This is a genomic window from Thiohalobacter thiocyanaticus, assembly GCF_002356355.1.
In the GTDB taxonomy this organism is placed as follows: Bacteria; Pseudomonadota; Gammaproteobacteria; order Thiohalobacterales; family Thiohalobacteraceae; genus Thiohalobacter; species Thiohalobacter thiocyanaticus_A.
Genome location: NZ_AP018052.1, coordinates 2,475,231 through 2,491,074, shown reverse-complemented (window position 1 = coordinate 2,491,074; position 15,844 = coordinate 2,475,231). Strand labels below are relative to the sequence as shown.

At 66.4% G+C, this 15,844-nt stretch carries 15 protein-coding genes; 13 read left to right on the top strand and 2 right to left on the bottom strand.

Annotation, left to right across the window (positions count from 1 at the left end; genetic code table 11):
* The 10 genes from CFK21_RS11535 (at position 1) to CFK21_RS11490 (ending at position 10,915) form a co-directional block, all read left to right on the top strand.
* Positions 1 to 2,505: a glycogen/starch/alpha-glucan phosphorylase gene (locus tag CFK21_RS11535; protein WP_096367598.1), complete on the top strand. Its 2,505-nt coding sequence runs from the start codon at positions 1 to 3 to the stop codon at positions 2,503 to 2,505.
* A gap of 82 nt (positions 2,506 to 2,587) precedes the next feature.
* A complete protein-coding gene (locus CFK21_RS11530; protein WP_096366798.1) occupies positions 2,588 to 2,983 on the top strand; it encodes an HIT family protein in 396 nt (131 codons plus the stop codon).
* 16 nt (positions 2,984 to 2,999) lie between these two features.
* Complete coding sequence (locus tag CFK21_RS11525; RefSeq protein WP_096366797.1) at positions 3,000 to 3,278, top strand: MTH1187 family thiamine-binding protein; 279 nt, start codon at positions 3,000 to 3,002, stop codon at positions 3,276 to 3,278.
* 180 nt (positions 3,279 to 3,458) lie between these two features.
* A complete protein-coding gene (locus CFK21_RS11520; protein WP_096366796.1) occupies positions 3,459 to 3,845 on the top strand; it encodes a glutaredoxin family protein in 387 nt (128 codons plus the stop codon).
* 224 nt (positions 3,846 to 4,069) lie between these two features.
* Positions 4,070 to 5,434, top strand: coding sequence for a membrane-bound lytic murein transglycosylase MltF (mltF, locus tag CFK21_RS11515; protein ID WP_096366795.1), 1,365 nt, complete (start codon positions 4,070 to 4,072; stop codon positions 5,432 to 5,434).
* 5 nt (positions 5,435 to 5,439) lie between these two features.
* The gene (locus tag CFK21_RS11510) at positions 5,440 to 6,375 is read left to right on the top strand and encodes an aldo/keto reductase (protein WP_172844331.1); all 936 of its coding nucleotides are present in this window, start codon (positions 5,440 to 5,442) and stop codon (positions 6,373 to 6,375) included.
* A 277-nt stretch (positions 6,376 to 6,652) separates the two neighbouring features.
* Entirely contained in the window at positions 6,653 to 7,126 is a 474-nt protein-coding gene (locus CFK21_RS11505; protein WP_096366794.1) for a (2Fe-2S)-binding protein, read from the top strand.
* The gene (locus CFK21_RS11500; protein ID WP_096366793.1) at positions 7,123 to 9,327 is read left to right on the top strand and encodes a xanthine dehydrogenase family protein molybdopterin-binding subunit; all 2,205 of its coding nucleotides are present in this window, start codon (positions 7,123 to 7,125) and stop codon (positions 9,325 to 9,327) included. Before CFK21_RS11505 ends, CFK21_RS11500 begins: the two co-directional genes overlap by 4 nt.
* 8 nt (positions 9,328 to 9,335) lie before the next feature.
* On the top strand, positions 9,336 to 10,325 hold the full coding sequence (locus CFK21_RS11495; RefSeq protein ID WP_096366792.1) for an XdhC family protein: 990 nt from the start codon (positions 9,336 to 9,338) through the stop codon (positions 10,323 to 10,325).
* A gap of 8 nt (positions 10,326 to 10,333) precedes the next feature.
* Positions 10,334 to 10,915 (top strand): nucleotidyltransferase family protein, encoded by a 582-nt coding sequence (locus tag CFK21_RS11490; RefSeq protein WP_231971504.1) that lies wholly within the window; start codon positions 10,334 to 10,336, stop codon positions 10,913 to 10,915.
* A 75-nt stretch (positions 10,916 to 10,990) separates the two neighbouring features.
* On the opposite strand, the gene CFK21_RS11485 is transcribed toward CFK21_RS11490, so the two are convergent.
* Complete coding sequence (locus CFK21_RS11485; RefSeq protein WP_096366790.1) at positions 10,991 to 11,776, bottom strand: phytanoyl-CoA dioxygenase family protein; 786 nt, start codon at positions 11,774 to 11,776, stop codon at positions 10,991 to 10,993.
* Positions 11,777 to 11,970: 194 nt separating this feature from the next.
* Positions 11,971 to 13,581 (bottom strand): LysM peptidoglycan-binding domain-containing protein, encoded by a 1,611-nt coding sequence (locus tag CFK21_RS11480; RefSeq protein WP_096366789.1) that lies wholly within the window; start codon positions 13,579 to 13,581, stop codon positions 11,971 to 11,973.
* A gap of 86 nt (positions 13,582 to 13,667) precedes the next feature.
* On the opposite strand from CFK21_RS11480, the gene CFK21_RS11475 reads away from it, so the two are divergent.
* The 3 genes from CFK21_RS11475 to dnaQ all read left to right on the top strand — a co-directional run bounded on the left by CFK21_RS11475 (position 13,668) and on the right by dnaQ (position 15,794).
* The gene (locus CFK21_RS11475; RefSeq protein ID WP_096366788.1) at positions 13,668 to 14,435 is read left to right on the top strand and encodes a methyltransferase domain-containing protein; all 768 of its coding nucleotides are present in this window, start codon (positions 13,668 to 13,670) and stop codon (positions 14,433 to 14,435) included.
* Positions 14,436 to 14,447: 12 nt separating this feature from the next.
* Entirely contained in the window at positions 14,448 to 14,897 is a 450-nt protein-coding gene (rnhA, locus tag CFK21_RS11470) for a ribonuclease HI (RefSeq protein WP_096366787.1), read from the top strand.
* A 168-nt stretch (positions 14,898 to 15,065) separates the two neighbouring features.
* Positions 15,066 to 15,794, top strand: a complete 729-nt coding sequence (gene dnaQ, locus CFK21_RS11465) for a DNA polymerase III subunit epsilon (RefSeq protein WP_096366786.1) — start codon at positions 15,066 to 15,068, stop codon at positions 15,792 to 15,794.
* The last annotated feature ends 50 nt before the right edge of the window (positions 15,795 to 15,844 follow it).

Sequence of the window (15,844 nt, the reverse complement as noted above, 5' to 3'; positions counted from 1 at the left end):
ATGCAGCAGGATCGTTCCAATATCCTCACCGTCCATCCCGAGCTGACCGATCTGCCGCCGCTGGCGATGGAGGGTCCGGCCCTGGATGAGGACTTCCTGCGCTATTTCAATCGTACCCTGGGCCGGGACCGGCAGCACTGCACCAATCATTACCTGTACGAGGCCCTGGCCTATGCCGTGCGCGACCGCCTGATGGAGCGCTGGAAGGCCACCCGGGCGGCCTACGAGAAGCGCAATGCCAGGCGCACCTGCTACCTGTCGCTGGAATTCCTCATGGGCCGGGCGCTCGGCAATGCCATGCTCAACCTGGATATCACCGACGCCATACGCGAACTCCTGCACCGTTACGGCATCGCCCTGGAGGAACTGGCCGAGGCCGAGCATGATGCCGGGCTGGGCAACGGCGGTCTGGGCCGGCTGGCGGCCTGCTTCCTCGACAGCTGCGCCACCCTGCAGCTGCCGGTGCTGGGCTACGGCCTGCGCTATGAATACGGAATGTTCCGTCAGGAGATCGTCGACGGCCGCCAGGTCGAGGAGCCCGATCACTGGCTGCGCGACGGCCATGTGTGGGAACTGGAGCGGCCCGAGTACACCCAGCGCATCCACTTCGGGGGGCGTACCGAGTTCTACCGCGATCAGGATGGACAGCAGCGGGTGCGCTGGGTCGACACCCACGATGTGCTGGCCGTGCCCTACGACGTACCGGTGCCGGGCTATCGCAACGACACCGTCAACAGTCTGCGCCTGTGGTCAGCCAGTTCCACCGACGAGTTCGACCTGGACGATTTCAATGCCGGCGACTATGACCGGGCCGTGGAGTCCAAATACGATGCCGAGCACATCACCATGGTGCTCTATCCCAACGACGCCAGCGAGAACGGCAAGGAACTGCGGCTGCGCCAGCAGTATTTCCTGGCTTCGGCCAGCCTCAAGGACGTGCTGCGCCGCCACCTGCGGCTCAATGGCACTGACTTCGAGCAGCTGGCCGAACGCAACTGCTTCCAGCTCAATGATACCCATCCCAGCATCGCCGTGGCCGAGCTGATGCGGCTGCTGGTCGATGAGCAGCGCCTGGACTGGGACCGGGCCTGGTCCATCGTCACCCGTTCCATGGCCTACACCAACCATACCCTGTTGCCGGAGGCGCTGGAGAGGTGGCCGGTATACCTGTTCGAGAAGCTGCTGCCGCGGCTGCTGGAAATCATCTACGAGATCAATGCCCGTTTCCTGGACGAGGTCGGACGGCGCTGGCCCGGCGATGCCGTCCGGCTGCAGCGCATGTCGCTGATCGAGGAGGGCGACACGCCCATGGTGCGTATGGCCTGGCTGGCCATCGTCGGCAGCTTCTCGGTCAACGGCGTGGCCGGCCTGCACTCGCGGCTGCTCACCGAAGGACTGTTCCGCGACTTCTACGAATTATGGCCGGAGAAGTTCAACAACAAAACCAACGGCGTGACCCAGCGACGCTGGCTGGCCATGTGCAATCCGCAGCTGAATCGCCTGATCACGGAGCGCATCGGTGATGGCTGGGTGACTGACCTTGCCCAACTCAGGCAACTCGAGGCCATGGCTGAAGACGCCGATTTCCAGCGCCGCTGGCGCGAGGTCAAGCAGTTCAACAAGCAACGTCTGGCGACGCTGGTCCGGGACGAGACCGGGGTGGTGTTCGATCCCGAAGCCCTGTTCGATATCCAGGTCAAGCGTATCCACGAGTACAAGCGCCAATTGCTCAACTGCCTGCACGTGATCCATCTCTATGCCCGCATCAAGCGCGGCGACACCACCGACTGGACCCCGCGCTGCGTACTGATCGGCGGCAAGGCGGCACCGGGCTACGCCATGGCCAAGCTGATCATCCGGCTGATCAACAATGTGGCCCGGGTGGTCAATGGCGATCCGGACGTGGGCGACCGTCTCCGGGTGGTGTTCCTGCCCAATTACCGCGTCTCCAGCATGGAACTGATCTGCCCCGGCGCGGACCTGTCGGAGCAGATCTCCACCGCCGGCAAGGAGGCCTCGGGGACCGGCAACATGAAGTTCATGATGAACGGCGCCATCACCATCGGGACCTACGACGGCGCCAACATCGAGATCCTGGACGAGGTCGGTGATGATAATTTCTTCCGCTTCGGCCTGAGCGCCGAAGAGGTGGCCGCCACCCGCGCCGACTACCGCCCGCAGGCGATCATCGACAGTGATCCTGACCTGCAGCAGGTGATGGAACTGTTGCAGGACGAGCGGTTCAGTCCCGGTGAACCCGGTCTGTTCGCCCCCCTGATCCGGGCCCTGACCAGCCCGGACGATCCCTGGCTCACGCTGGCCGATTTCCGCAGTTATGCCGACGCCCAGGCGCAGGCCGCTGCGGCCTATCGCGATCCGGCGCGCTGGACCCGCATGAGCATCATCAACAGCGCCCGCAGCGGGCGTTTCTCCACCGACCGCACCATGCAGGAATACAACCGCGATATCTGGAAACTCGAGGCCACGCCGCCCGAGGCCCTGTAAAGACCCTGCCCGGGACCTGCCTTCTCCGGGAACGAATGGGGTATAATGCCGCGCTGGATTTCAAGCAAGCGGTGAATGCTCCATGTCTGAATCGGAAAAAACCTGTCTGTTCTGCCGCCAGCACGACAAGGTGCTGGAAAATGAACTGGCCTGGGCCAGCTTCGACACCTATCCGGTCTCGCCCGGTCATATGCTGGTCATGCCCAAGCGCCATGTGGCGAATTATTTCGACATGACGCGGGAAGAGAAGATCGCCGTCATGGAACTGGTTGACGAGTGCAAGGCGCTCAACGACCGCGAGCGCCAGCCGGACGGCTACAATGTGGGCGTGAACTGCGGGCCCGCCGCTGGCCAGTCGGTCATGCATGTGCACATTCATGTCATGCCCCGCTACTGGGGCGACATGGAAAACCCGCGCGGCGGTGTGCGCGGCGTGATCCCGGACAAGCAGAAATACGTGAAGCAGCAGAGTGCCTGAAGCAGGCGAGGCGGATATGCAGGCGACAGCGGAATTTCAGGTGGTCCCCATCGGCACCGGCGTCTCGGTCCGGCCCCAGATCATGCGCGTGATGGAACTGCTGCAGGGGCATGACTTCCTCATCGAGACCCACGCCTCCGGCACCAACATCCAGGGCGAGCTCGCTGCCATCCTGGCGGCGGTGCAGGAGGTGCACGCTGCCCTGCACGCCGAGGGTACGGTGCGGCTGGTGAGCTATCTCAAGCTCGAGACCCGCACCGACAAGCCCCCGACCCTGGCCGGCAAGCGGTTGTGATCTGATTGTGTTCCAAATCTCTCAACGCAGAGGCGCAAAGGCGCAGAGGACGCAAAGGTTCTGAACGTATATGAATACCATTCAGGAGTTTGTTTGTTAATAATAATTACTTTGCGTTCTTAGCGCCTTTACGCCTCTGCGTTGAATAAATTCAAATCAAATCATCATGAAAATATCCGCATGCGACAACTGATCCGACTCTTCTTCCGCGGCGTGCGCGCCGTGCTCGGTCCCTTCATGCTGCTGGGGGAAAAGCTCAGCCGTGCCCAGCCGATCGAACGCAGTGCCGCCGAGCAGGCCGAAGTGGATGCCGCCACCCGCCGTCTGGCACTGTACCAGTACCGGACCTGTCCCTTCTGCATCAAGGTGCGGCGCACGCTGCGGGCGCTGGCATTGAACATCGAACTGCGCGATGCCCAGCATGACCCCGGACACCGGCAGGCGCTCGAAGCCGGCGGCGGCAAGGTTCAGGTCCCCTGCCTGCGCATCGAGGAGGGCGACGGCAGCGTGACCTGGCTGTACGAGTCCGATGCCATCAACCAGTACCTGCATAGCCGCTTCGGCTGATCCGGTTATTCTGGTCTGGTTTGCGGGGGGCTGAAATACTGATTGCAAACCCAGAAACATCGCCTCCCCCGTGCCACTTACGTCATCCCCGCGCAGGCGGGGATCCAGCCACCGCGAGGGTTTTCGGATTCCCGCCTGCGCGTGAATGACGTTGGGTGTCGCGATGTATCCTGACACCTCGGTCGAAAGCCTCTCCGGCTTGTTGCCGCGAGTGAGGAGGAACCATGTACTTCAGAGCCATTCTGCTCCTGCCGCTGGTCATGCTGCTGATGAGTCCGGGCTGCAGCCGGGCCCCGGACTTCGGCATTGCCTACCGGGACCTGGCGTCGATCCGCGAGTCCGGCAAACTGGTGGTCCTCACCCGCAACGCCCCCACCACCTGGTACATCGGCCGTGACGACGCGCCGACCGGTCCCGAACACGACATGGTCGAGGCCTTCGCCGCCCATCTGGGCGTAGAGGCCGAATACCGCGTCAAGGCCGGTGTGCCCGAGATTCTGCAGGCCCTGGAGGCGGGCGAGGGCGATCTGGCCGCGGCCGGTCTGACCCGCCTCGACAGTCGCCGCGAACAGTTCGCCTATGGACCGGCCTACCAGGACGTGACCCAGCAGGTGGTGTGCAGGCGCGACAATGTGCAGCCGGAGACGGTGGAGGAACTGGTCGGGCTCGAGCTTGAGGTGATCGCCGACAGCAGCTACAGCCGGCGGCTGCAGCAGCTGCGGCAGGATCATCCGCGGCTGGAATGGCAGGAGACTGCAGAGCGCACTACCGAAGAGCTGCTGCGCGCCGTATGGGAGCGCGAGCTGGACTGCACCGTGGCCGATTCCACCATTGTCGACATCAATCGCCGCTACTTTCCCGAGTTGATCACGCCCATGAACCTCGCCCGCGCCCAGTCCCTGGGCTGGATGCTTGCGCGCGGCAACGATTCACTGCAGCGCGCAGTGCACGACTGGTTTGAGGATTTCTCCGCCAGCGGCCGCCTTGCCAGCCTGCAGGAACGTTACTATGGTTTCTTCGAGGTGTTCGATTATGTGGACATCCGGACCTACATCCGCCGTATCGATGCCCGCTTCCCCGAATACCGCGGATTGTTCCGGCAGGCAGCGGAGGAATACGGGCTGCCCTACACGGTGCTGGCCGCGCAGGGGTACCAGGAATCGCACTGGAATGCCCGGGCCCGCTCGCCCACCGGGGTCCGCGGCATCATGATGCTGACCCTGAGCACCGCCCGCGCGATGGGGGTGGAGAACCGGCTGGACCCGGAACAGAGCATCTTCGGCGGCGCCAGGTACCTGGCGCGGATGATGGAGCGCTTCTCCGATGAGGTGACGGGCGAAGACCGCCTCTGGCTGGCACTGGCGGCCTACAACCTCGGCCGGGCCCACATGCACGATGCCCAGGTCCTGGCGCGGCGTCTGGATCTGAGTCCGCATCACTGGCGCGACCTCAAGCAGGTATTGCCGCTGCTGGCGAAGAAGGAATATTACAAGGATCTCAAATACGGTTATGCCCGCGGCACCGAACCTGTCCGCTACGTGCAACGTATCCGTGAATACCGGCATGTACTGGAGAATCACCTGGAATAGAAACGCTGCAGCGGGAGTGGCCAGTGCGTTCTGACCGCCGCCGCTTCCTGCAGGGGCTGGCCGGGCTGGGCGCGGCACTCGCCCTGCGCCCGGTCCACGCCGGCTGCGAGCCCCGGCGCACCCGCCCCATTCCGGGCAGCGATGCGGCCATTCCGGTCATCGGGATGGGCACCTGGCTGACTTTCGGTATCGACCCCGGCAATGAAAGCGCGCTGGCGCAGCGTACCGCCGTGCTGCGCACCCTGCTCGAGGCGGGCGGCGGCATGGTGGATTCCTCGCCCATGTACGGCACCTCGGAACAGGTGATCGGCCGCTGTCTGCAGCGTATCGGCCATCATCGCGGCCTGTTCGGCGCCACCAAGGTCTGGACCACCACCGCCCGCCAAGGCTATGTCCAGATGGAACATTCCAAGGCGCTGTGGGGCCTGCCGCGGCTCGATCTGATGCAGGTGCACAACCTGCTGGACTGGAAGACCCACCTGCCCAATCTGTTCGCCATGAAGGCGCGGGGCGAGATCCGCTATGTTGGCGTGACCACCTCCCACGGCCGCCGCCATGAGGAACTGATCGGCATCATGCAGCGCGCGCCGCTGGATTTCGTCCAGTTCACCTACAACGTGCTGGACCGGGAAGCCGAGCAGACGCTGCTGCCGCTGGCCCGGGACCGCGGCATGGCAGTGATCGTCAACCGGCCGTTTCGCCGCGGCGCCCTGTTCGAGCATATCGGCAATGCCCCGCTGCCGGGCTGGGCGGCGGAGATCGAGTGCGACAACTGGGCGCAGGTGCTGTTGAAATACATCATTTCGCATCCCGCCGTCACCTGCGCCATCCCGGCCACCCGGCGGGTGGACCACCTGCGGCAGAATCTGGGCGCGGCCTGCGGAGTGCTGCCGGATGCGGCCATGCGCCGGCGGATTGCGAGACATGTTGCCGACTTGTAACCTGGGTCGGGAAGACGCGTGACGGACCGGCTTCTATACTCAGATGCGAATGGCGCTCAGTTCAGCTGGGAGATGGCTGTCATTGCGAGGAACAGAGTGACGTGGCAATCTCCAACCAACTGATTTCACGGTATGAGATTGCCGCGTTGTGCCCATAGAGTCCCTTCGGGCTTCACTATGGGTACCCCACCCAATGGGTCTGTGTATCGCCATGACGCTTGAGTAAGCGTTACTGCACCTTGACACCGAAAGCGAACACCAACAGCGGGGAGTCCCCATGATCAAACTCACTGTCAACGGAGAGCCGCGGTCACTGGATGTCGATCCCGACATGCCGCTGCTGTGGGCGCTGCGCGATGTGCTGGGCCTGACTGGCACCAAGTACGGCTGCGGCATCGCCCGCTGCGGCGCCTGCTATGTGCACATGGACGGCCACGCCCTGCCGTCCTGCGTCACCCCGGTGAGCGCGGCCGAGGGCAAGGCCATCACCACCATCGAGGGGGTGGAATCCGACACGGCACGCGCGGTGCGTGCGGCCTGGGCCGAACTGAACGTGGTCCAGTGCGGCTATTGCCAGTCCGGCCAGATTATGAGCGCCATCGATCTGCTGAACGGCAATGCCGAACCGGACGACGCCGCCATCAACGCCGCCATGCAGGGCAATCTGTGCCGCTGCAACACCTACGCCCGCATCCGTCAGGCGATCAAGCAGGCGGCCGCCTCACTCCGGGCGCAGGGAGGTGAGGCATGAACGCACCCTTCAGCCTGACCCGCCGCCAGTTCCTGGTCCGCAGCCTGTCCACCGGCGCCGGGCTGACCCTGGCCCTGTACCTGCCCGGCTGCGGCCGCGAGCCCGAAGCTGATACGGGCACCGCCGGTCCCGGTCAGGCCGGGGCGCGGGTCGCCCCCGAGGCCGAATTCGAGCCCAACGCCTTCGTTCGCATCCTGCCTGACGACCGCGTCGAGGTGGTGATCAAGCACCTGGAGATGGGGCAGGGCACCTTCACCGGGCTGGCCACCCTGGTGGCCGAGGAACTCGACGCCGACTGGTCGCAGATCGTGCCGGTGCCGGCGCCGGCCGATCCGGAGCGCTACAACAATCTGAACTGGGGCAAACTGCAGGGCACCGGCGGCAGTACCGCCATCGCCAACGCCTACACCCAGATGCGCCAGGCCGGCGCCACGGCGCGCCATATGCTGGTGCAGGCCGCCGTGGCCGAATGGGGCGTGCCGGCCAGTGAGATCCGGGTCAGCAAGGGTGAGCTCAGCCATCCCGACAGCGGCCGCACGGCCCGCTTCGGCGAACTGGCCGCGGCCGCGGCCGCGCAGCCGGTACCGGAGGAGGTCCTGCTCAAGGAGCCCGGAGAATTCACTCTGATCGGGACCTTCCTGCCGCGACTGGACAACGCGGCCAAGCTCGACGGCAGCGCCGTCTATACCCAGGATATCCAACTGCCCGGCATGCGCGTGGCGGTGGTGGCGCATCCGCCGCGCTTCGGGGCCAGGGTCAAGGCCTACGACGCTGCGGCGGCGAAGCAGGTGAAGGGTGTCACCGAAGTGGTCGGGATCCCGACCGGCGTGGCCGTCCTCGCCGACAATACCTGGAGCGCCATCAAGGGTCGTGAAGCACTCAAGGTGGAGTGGGACGAATCCGCTGCCTTTCGCATGAGCAGTCGTGAGATCCTGGACGACTACCGGGGCAGGGCGCAGGGACCCGCGGCGGTCGCGCGCAGCGAGGGCGATGCCGCCGCCGCGCTGGAGCGCGCCTCCACCCGCCTGACCGCGGCCATGCACATGCCCTATCTGGCCCACGCCGCCATGGAGCCGCTCAACTGCGTGATGCAACTCACCGAGGACGGCTGCGAGATCTGGAACGGCGAGCAGTTCCAGACCGTCGACCAGCAGAACGTGGCGCAGGTACTGGGCCTGGAGCCGGGACAGGTGAAGATCAACATGCTCTATGCCGGCGGCTCCTTCGGCCGGCGTGCCAATCCGCATTCGGACTACCTGGTGGAGACGGCGCATATTGTGAAATCCGCCTCGGGCAAGGCCCCGGTGAAACTGGTCTGGACCCGCGAGGACGATATGCTCGGCGGCTACTACCGGCCGTTCTACTACCATGAGCTCGAGGCCGGTCTGGACGGCGAGGGCATGCCGGTCGCCTGGCGTCACCGCATCGTGGGCCAGTCCATCATGACCGGGACCGTCATGGAGGGCGGCATGGTCAGGGACGGGGTGGACGCCACCTCGGTGGAGGGCGCGGCCAATCTGCCCTATGCCATTCCCAATCTCGAGGTGGACCTGGTCACCACCGAGTTGCCGGTCACGGTGCAGTGGTGGCGCTCGGTAGGCTCGACCCACACCGCCTTCGCCGTCGAGACCTTCATCGACCGACTGGCCCGCGCCGCCGGCCGCGATCCGGTCGACTACCGCCGCGGGCTGCTCAAGGACCATCCGCGTCACCTCGGCGTGCTGGAACTGGCCGCTCAGAAGGCCGGCTGGGGTAGGCCGCTGCCGGAGGGCAGGGCACGCGGGGTGGCGGTGCACGAGTCCTTCAACTCCTACGTGGCCGAGGTGGCCGAGGTCAGCATCGGCGACAACGGACGCATCAATGTGGAGCGGGTGGTGATTGCCGTGGACTGCGGCGTGGCGGTCAATCCCGACAATATCCGTGCCCAGATGGAAGGCGGCATGGCCTTCGGCCTGGCCGCGGCCCTGATGAGCGAGATCACGCTGGAGGACGGGCAGGTGGTGCAGTCCAATTTCGACGGCTACGAGGTGCTGGGGATCGACCGCATGCCCGTGGTCGAGGTGCATATCGTGCCCTCGACCGAGCCGCCCACCGGTGTGGGCGAGCCGGCCACGCCGGTGATCGCACCGGCGGTGGCCAACGCCCTGAGCGTACTCACCGGGCAGGACTTCGACCGGCTGCCACTGCAGCTGGCGGTCTGATCGAGGTTATGAACGGATCTCGCGTCTGCAGCGACGATTACGGGCTCCTGACGACTGCCCGCGACTGGCTGGCCGCCGGCCGCCAGCCGGCGCTGGTCACGGTGCTGAAGACCTGGGGCTCTTCGCCGCGTCCGCCCGGCTCGCTGCTGGTCATGTGCCGCGATGGCAGTCATGCCGGCTCGGTCTCCGGCGGCTGCGTGGAGGAGGATCTGCTGGCGCGCTACCGGTCCGGCGAACTGGGCGAGCTGCCTACCCGCATCGACTATGGCGTCAACCGCGAGGAGGCGACGCGTTTCGGTCTGCCCTGCGGCGGGCGGCTGGAGCTGCTGGTCGAGGCGCTGACCGATACCGCCGAGCTGGATGCGCTGCTCGCGGCCATGGACGGCCACCGGCTGCTGGCGCGCGAAGTCGATCCGGCCAGCGGCAGGGTGCAGCTGCGGCCGGCCGGCCCGGAGCCGACCTTTGCCTGCGGCGAGTCGAGTGTCATCCGGGTGTTCGGACCGGCCTGGCGCATGCTGTTGATCGGGGCCGGGCATCTTTCCCAGTACGTTTCGCGCCTGGGGCTGATGCTGGATTTCGACGTCATTGTCTGCGATCCCCGGGAGGAGTACGCGCGTGACTGGCAGGTGCCCGGCACCCGGCTGGTCACCCTGATGCCCGACGATGCCGTCGCCGCCCATACCGGCCATTCGCGCAGCATCGTGCTGGCCCTGACCCATGACCCCAAGCTGGACGATATGGCGCTGCTGGACGCACTGGCCTCCGATGCCTTCTACGTCGGCGCCATCGGCTCGCACCGCAACTGCGAACTGCGCCGGCAACGGCTGCGCGACCTGGGGGTGCCGGAGACGCAGCTGCAGCGTCTGCACGCCCCGGTCGGCCTGCCCATCGGCAGCCACACCCCGCCTGAGATCGCCGTCGCCATCCTGGCCGAGATCACCGCCCTGCGTAATGCCGCGGCGCCCGCCGCCGGCGTGCACCGCATCAGCGCCGCATGAGCCGCCCCGTGGGTATCCTGCTGGCGGCTGGACAGAGTCGCCGCTTCGGCAGCGACAAGCTGCTGCAGCCATTGCCGGACGGCACCCCGCTGGCCCTGGCCGCGGCTGAAAACCTGCGCCTGGCGCTGCCTGAAACCGTCGCCGTGGTGGCAAAGGCCGATGGCGCCGTGGCCGGGCTGCTGCGCGCTGCCGGCATACCGGTGGTGGTCAATCCCGGGGCCGAGGCGGGCATGGGGACCAGCATTGCCTGCGGCGTGCGGGCCCGGGATTCGGCGGCGGGCTGGGTGATCGCCCTGGCGGACATGCCGTTCATCCGGCCGGAGACCATTGCCGCCATCGCGGCCACGCTTGTAGACGAACATGTGATCGGGGCGCCTGCGTACGCGGGAAAACGGGGCCATCCGGTGGGCTTCGGCGCGGCGTATCGCGACGCATTGCTCAAGCTCGACGGCGATGTCGGCGCGCGCGGGATCGTGCAGGCGCATGCGCATCGGCTCCGCCGGGTGCCGACGGACGATCCCGGCGTCCTGCGTGACATTGACCGCCCGGAGGATTTTCAGAACCTTCATCGATGGCGTAGGTCGGGTTAGCCTGCAAGGCCTAACCCGACGTCTACCCCGCGTGTCGGGTTACGCTGCGCTAACCCGACCTACGGCTGCCCCGACCTACTCCGGCAGCAGCAGTTCCGGCACCCCGGCCGAGCGGGTGCCTGGTTTGGGCGGGTTGTCGGCGGCGCGGAAGGTGAATACCACCGAGTACTTGGTGCGGTCGCTGTAGTTGCGGGTGGCGGCGTGCAGGGTACGGGCGTGGAAGAACAGCACGTCGCCCGGCTCCAGCAGGGCGATCTGCTGCTGCGCGATCAGCGTGCGGTTCTCTTCCAGGTCCTCGCGGAAGAATTCCTGTTCATCGTAACGTTCACGCGGCAGTTCCAGCCGGTGGCTGCCGGGGATCAGCCGCATGCAGCCGTTGTCTTCGCGTTCCGGCCCCAGCGCCAGCCAGGCGTTGACCAGGTCGGGGCGGGTGAAATTCCAGTAACGGGTGTCCTGGTGCCAGCCGGTATCGGAACTGAACTGCGGCTGCTTGGTCATGATGCAGTTGTGGTGGGCCAGCGGCACGATCAGCGCAGGGCCGAGCAGCTGACGCACCCGGTTGAGCAGGGGCGGGTGGGTGAGCCACTCGCTGAAGGCCCAGTCGCGCGACTGCGCGCGCAGCAGACGGCGCACGGTGCGCCCGCCGGCCTGCTCGCGCGAGGTGGGGGCGCCCGGGTAGTGCAGATCGGCCTCGTATTCGAGCGGCGGCACCTGGGCGGCCAGCTGGGCCTCGGCGACCTCGAGCAGCCGCTGCATCAGGGCCGGCGGTGCCAGGTTGCGGACGATGACGTAGCCGTCACGGGAAAAACCGGCCTGTTCCCCGGTGCTGAAGGCGGCGGTCTGCTGGGCGGTATCGGGCATGGCGGCGGGTATCGGTCCGGGTCGCTGACAATCTCCCGGGCAGCGTGCCCGGACCGCCCATTTTATCCTATTGCGGGCCGAGGATTACAGAGCAAGTAGGATGGGTGAAGGCGCGCGGCGCCGCACCCATTATCCAGCTGGCGATGGGTTGCGCTGTGCTTCACCCATCCTGCTCGCTATTGCGGGCCGCGGGCTCAACCGTTGCCGGCCTGGCGGGTGACGTCGACGTAGAGGGTCAGTACCTGGCCCGGCTGCAGGTAGCGGCGGCGGTCCAGATCGTTCCACTGCTCCAGGTCGCGGATGCTGACCTTGAAGCGCTGCGAGATGCGCGCCAGCGAATCCCCCTGGCGGACCCGGTAGCGCACCCGCTGCAGGGCGATATTGGGATTGGCGGCTGCCGGCGTCTGGGTCCAGACCACCAGTTTCTGCCCTACCCGCAGGGTATCGGTCGGGGCCATGCTGTTCCAGCCGGCCAGTTCCCTCACCCCCACCTTGTAGCGCCGCGCCAGATCCCAGAAGCTGTCGCCCGCGCGCACCACATGCACCTGCCTGTTGCCGGCACGCTTGCGGTTCTGCAGCGCCAGTTTGCGCTGGCCGGCCGACAGGCTGTAGCGCTCCAGCGACTCCCGGGCAGTGGGAATGAGCAGGTGATCCCCCTGGCGGATGCGGTGATCACGCAGCTGGTTGACCTCCTGCAGCAGCGCCACGGTGGTGTGATACTGACTGGCCAGACCGATCAGGGTGTCGCCGGCCGCGACCCGGTGGCGTTGCCACTGTACCCGCTGAGCCTCGGGCAGTTCGGCCAGCGCCTGGCTGAATCTGGCAGATGCGCCGTGCGGCAGCACCAGCCGGTGCGGCCCGTCGGGCGGGGTGGCCCAGCGGTTGAAACCGGGATTGAGCCGGTAGAGGGTCTCCAGCGGCAGCCCGGCCAGTTCGGCGGCCAGCGCCAGGTCCAGCTGGCCGCCGGTCTCGACCAGTTCCAGGCGCTGGTCCGGGTCCAGCGGCGGCAGTTCCAGGCCGTAGTCCGCGGGATGGGTGAAGACCTCGCGCAGCGCCAGCAGCTTGGGCACGTACTTTTCCGTCTCCCGCGGCAGATCCAGGGACCAGAAATCGGTGGCCCGGTTGCGCGCCCGGTTGCGTCGCTGGGCCTTGAGTACGTTACCCTCACCGGCATTGTAGGCGGCCAGGGACAGCAGCCAGTCGCCGTCGAAGCGTGCGTGGTTGGCCTGCAGGTAGGCCAGCGCGGCGTCGGTGGCGGCGACCCAGTCCCGGCGGCCGTCATACCACCAGTTCTGTTCCAGCCCGAAGCGCCGGCCGGTGGCCGGGATAAACTGCCACAGGCCGGCGGCGCGGCCGTGGGAGTAGGCAAAGGGATTGAACCCGCTTTCCACGATGGGCAGCAGGGCGATCTCGGTGGGGACCCCGGCCTGTTCGATGCGGTCCAGGATCCAGGGCAGGTAGGGTTCGGCCCGCTCTACCACCCGGCTGAGGTAATGCGGGTGACGCTTGAACCACTGCAGATGCAGCTGGACCCGGCGGTCGTCGAGACGGGTGGGCAGGGTGAAACCGGCACGCAGCCGGGTCCAGAGATCCGGCGGCGGGGCCGGTTCGATGCGGGCCTCGGGTGCGGCCGGGGTCGGCGGTGTCGTCTTCGTCTCGGGTTCGGGGGTGGCGGTCGGGTGTTCAGCGACGGCCGGGGCCGCGTCCCCGGCGCGGGGCTGCGCGTCACGCACCCACGGGGTCTGGCAGGCAGCCAGGGCCAGGGCGAGGAGGGTGCACAGTACTAGGTTGTATTTTGGGATCATGCGCGCGAATCCTGACAGCGGGCCGGGGTGAAATCAAGCAAACCTGTCTCACGCTCGCAGGCCCGCTTCGGTTATGATGCAAGCCCATGCGGCGGTTGAAAAAACAATCCGACAGCGTCAAATGTCCGATGCCGGTCTTCCCCGGCTTGCAAGAATGGTACCGGACCCCGCTCGGCCAGGCCCTGGAACAGGTCGAACTGACCGCGGTACGGGACTGTCTGACGACCCTGTTCGGCTATCACCTGTTGAGCGTGGCGCCGCCCTGGCAGGCGGATCCCCTGGACAGCAGCCGGGTGCAGCACCGGGTGGTGCAGACGCCGGAGGCCATCCCGGGCCGCACCGGACTGGTGAGCGCCAATGATGTCTGGCCGGTCAGCAGCGACAGCCTGGATGTCATCCTGCTGCCGCATGTGCTGGAGTTTGCCGCCGAGCCGCACCAGATCCTGCGCGAGGCCGAACGCTGTCTGATCCCGGAAGGGCACCTGGTCATCGTGGGATTCAATCCCTGGGGGATCTGGGGCGGGCGCAGCCTGCTGACCCGCTGGCGCGGTCGGCTGCCCTGGTGCGGGCGTTTCCTGGGGGTGGCCCGGCTGCGCGACTGGCTGGCGCTGCTGGGATTCGACACCCTGGCGGTGCAGCCGCTGCTGTACCGCCTGCCGGTCAACCATGCCGGCTTGCTGGAACGGACCCGTTTTCTCGATCAGCTGGAGGCGGTCAATCACATCCCCGGCAATGCCGGATTCCTGCTGCTGGCCCGCAAACGGGTGGTGGGCATGACGCCCATCCGACCACGCTGGCGGCCGCGACGCAGGTTTCTCTCCCCCGGTGTGATCGAACCCACCCGCCGAGGCTGACACGAAAAGTTCATGACCAGCGACAACACTACAGTCGAGATCTACACCGACGGCGCGTGCCGCGGCAATCCCGGTCCCGGCGGCTGGGGCGCGGTGCTGCGCTACGGCGGCCACGAACGCGAACTCTACGGTGGCGAGCTCCATACCACCAACAACCGCATGGAGTTGCTGGCCGCCATCCGGGCGCTGGAGGCGCTCAAACGCCCCTGCCGGGTGCAGCTGACCACCGATTCGCAGTATGTGCGCAAGGGCATTACCGAGTGGCTGCCGAACTGGAAGCGCAAACACTGGAAAACCGCGGCCGGCAAACCGGTGAAGAACGCCGATCTGTGGCGTGAACTGGATGAACTGGCGGCCCGACATCAGGTAGACTGGCACTGGGTGCGCGGCCATACCGGCCACCCCGAGAACGAACGTGCCGACCAGCTGGCCAACCGCGGCATCGACGAACTGGCGGACTGACTTGACGATGGTGAGATTAACGCCGAGGACGCAAAGGCGCAGAGGTTCTGAAACTTCTATTTTCTTCGCGTCCCTGTGCCTCTGCGACCTTCCGTTATTGCCGGAACAGTCAGGCGCATGCACACCACGGTACCTGGCCGCCATGAATGAAGCGAGGGGAAGGGCATAATGCGGCAGATCGTACTGGACACCGAAACCACCGGCCTGGAGCCCAGCCAGGGGCACCGGATCATCGAGATCGGCTGTGTGGAACTGGTCAACCGGCGCCACACCCGCCGCAGCTTCCACCAGTACCTGCAGCCGGACCGCGAGATCGACGAGGGCGCGATCGAGGTCCATGGCATCACCAACGAGTTCCTCACCGACAAACCGCGCTTTGCCGACGTGGCAGAGGATTTCCTGAAGTTCATCAGCGGGGCGGAACTGGTGATCCACAACGCCCCCTTCGACGTCGGCTTCATCAACCACGAACTGTCGCTGTTGGGCGGAGGACAGGGCCGGCTGGAGGATCACTGCACGGTACTGGATACCCTGGAACTGGCGCGGCGGCTGCATCCAGGGCAGAAGAACAACCTGGATGCCCTGTGCCGGCGCTACGAGGTGGACAACTCCAACCGCGAACTGCACGGAGCGCTGCTCGACGCCGAGATCCTGGCCGACGTCTATCTGCACATGACCGGCGGCCAGACCAGCCTCACCCTGGAAGGCCGGGAGGCGGAGCAGGCCGGGCAGGGCGGGGCTCAGGCCATTCGCCGGCTGGCGGCGGACCGCCCGCCGCTGCCGGTACTGCGGGCCAGCACGACCGAGTGCGAGGCCCACAGGCGTTATCTGGAGACGCTGGCCGCCGCCGGCAGCTGCGCCTGGCTGGAACTGGAATCCCTCCCGGGCGACAGCTGACGCCTCCTCCCGGTTACAGAATCTGCGGCGACGGGCCGATACCCGGCGGG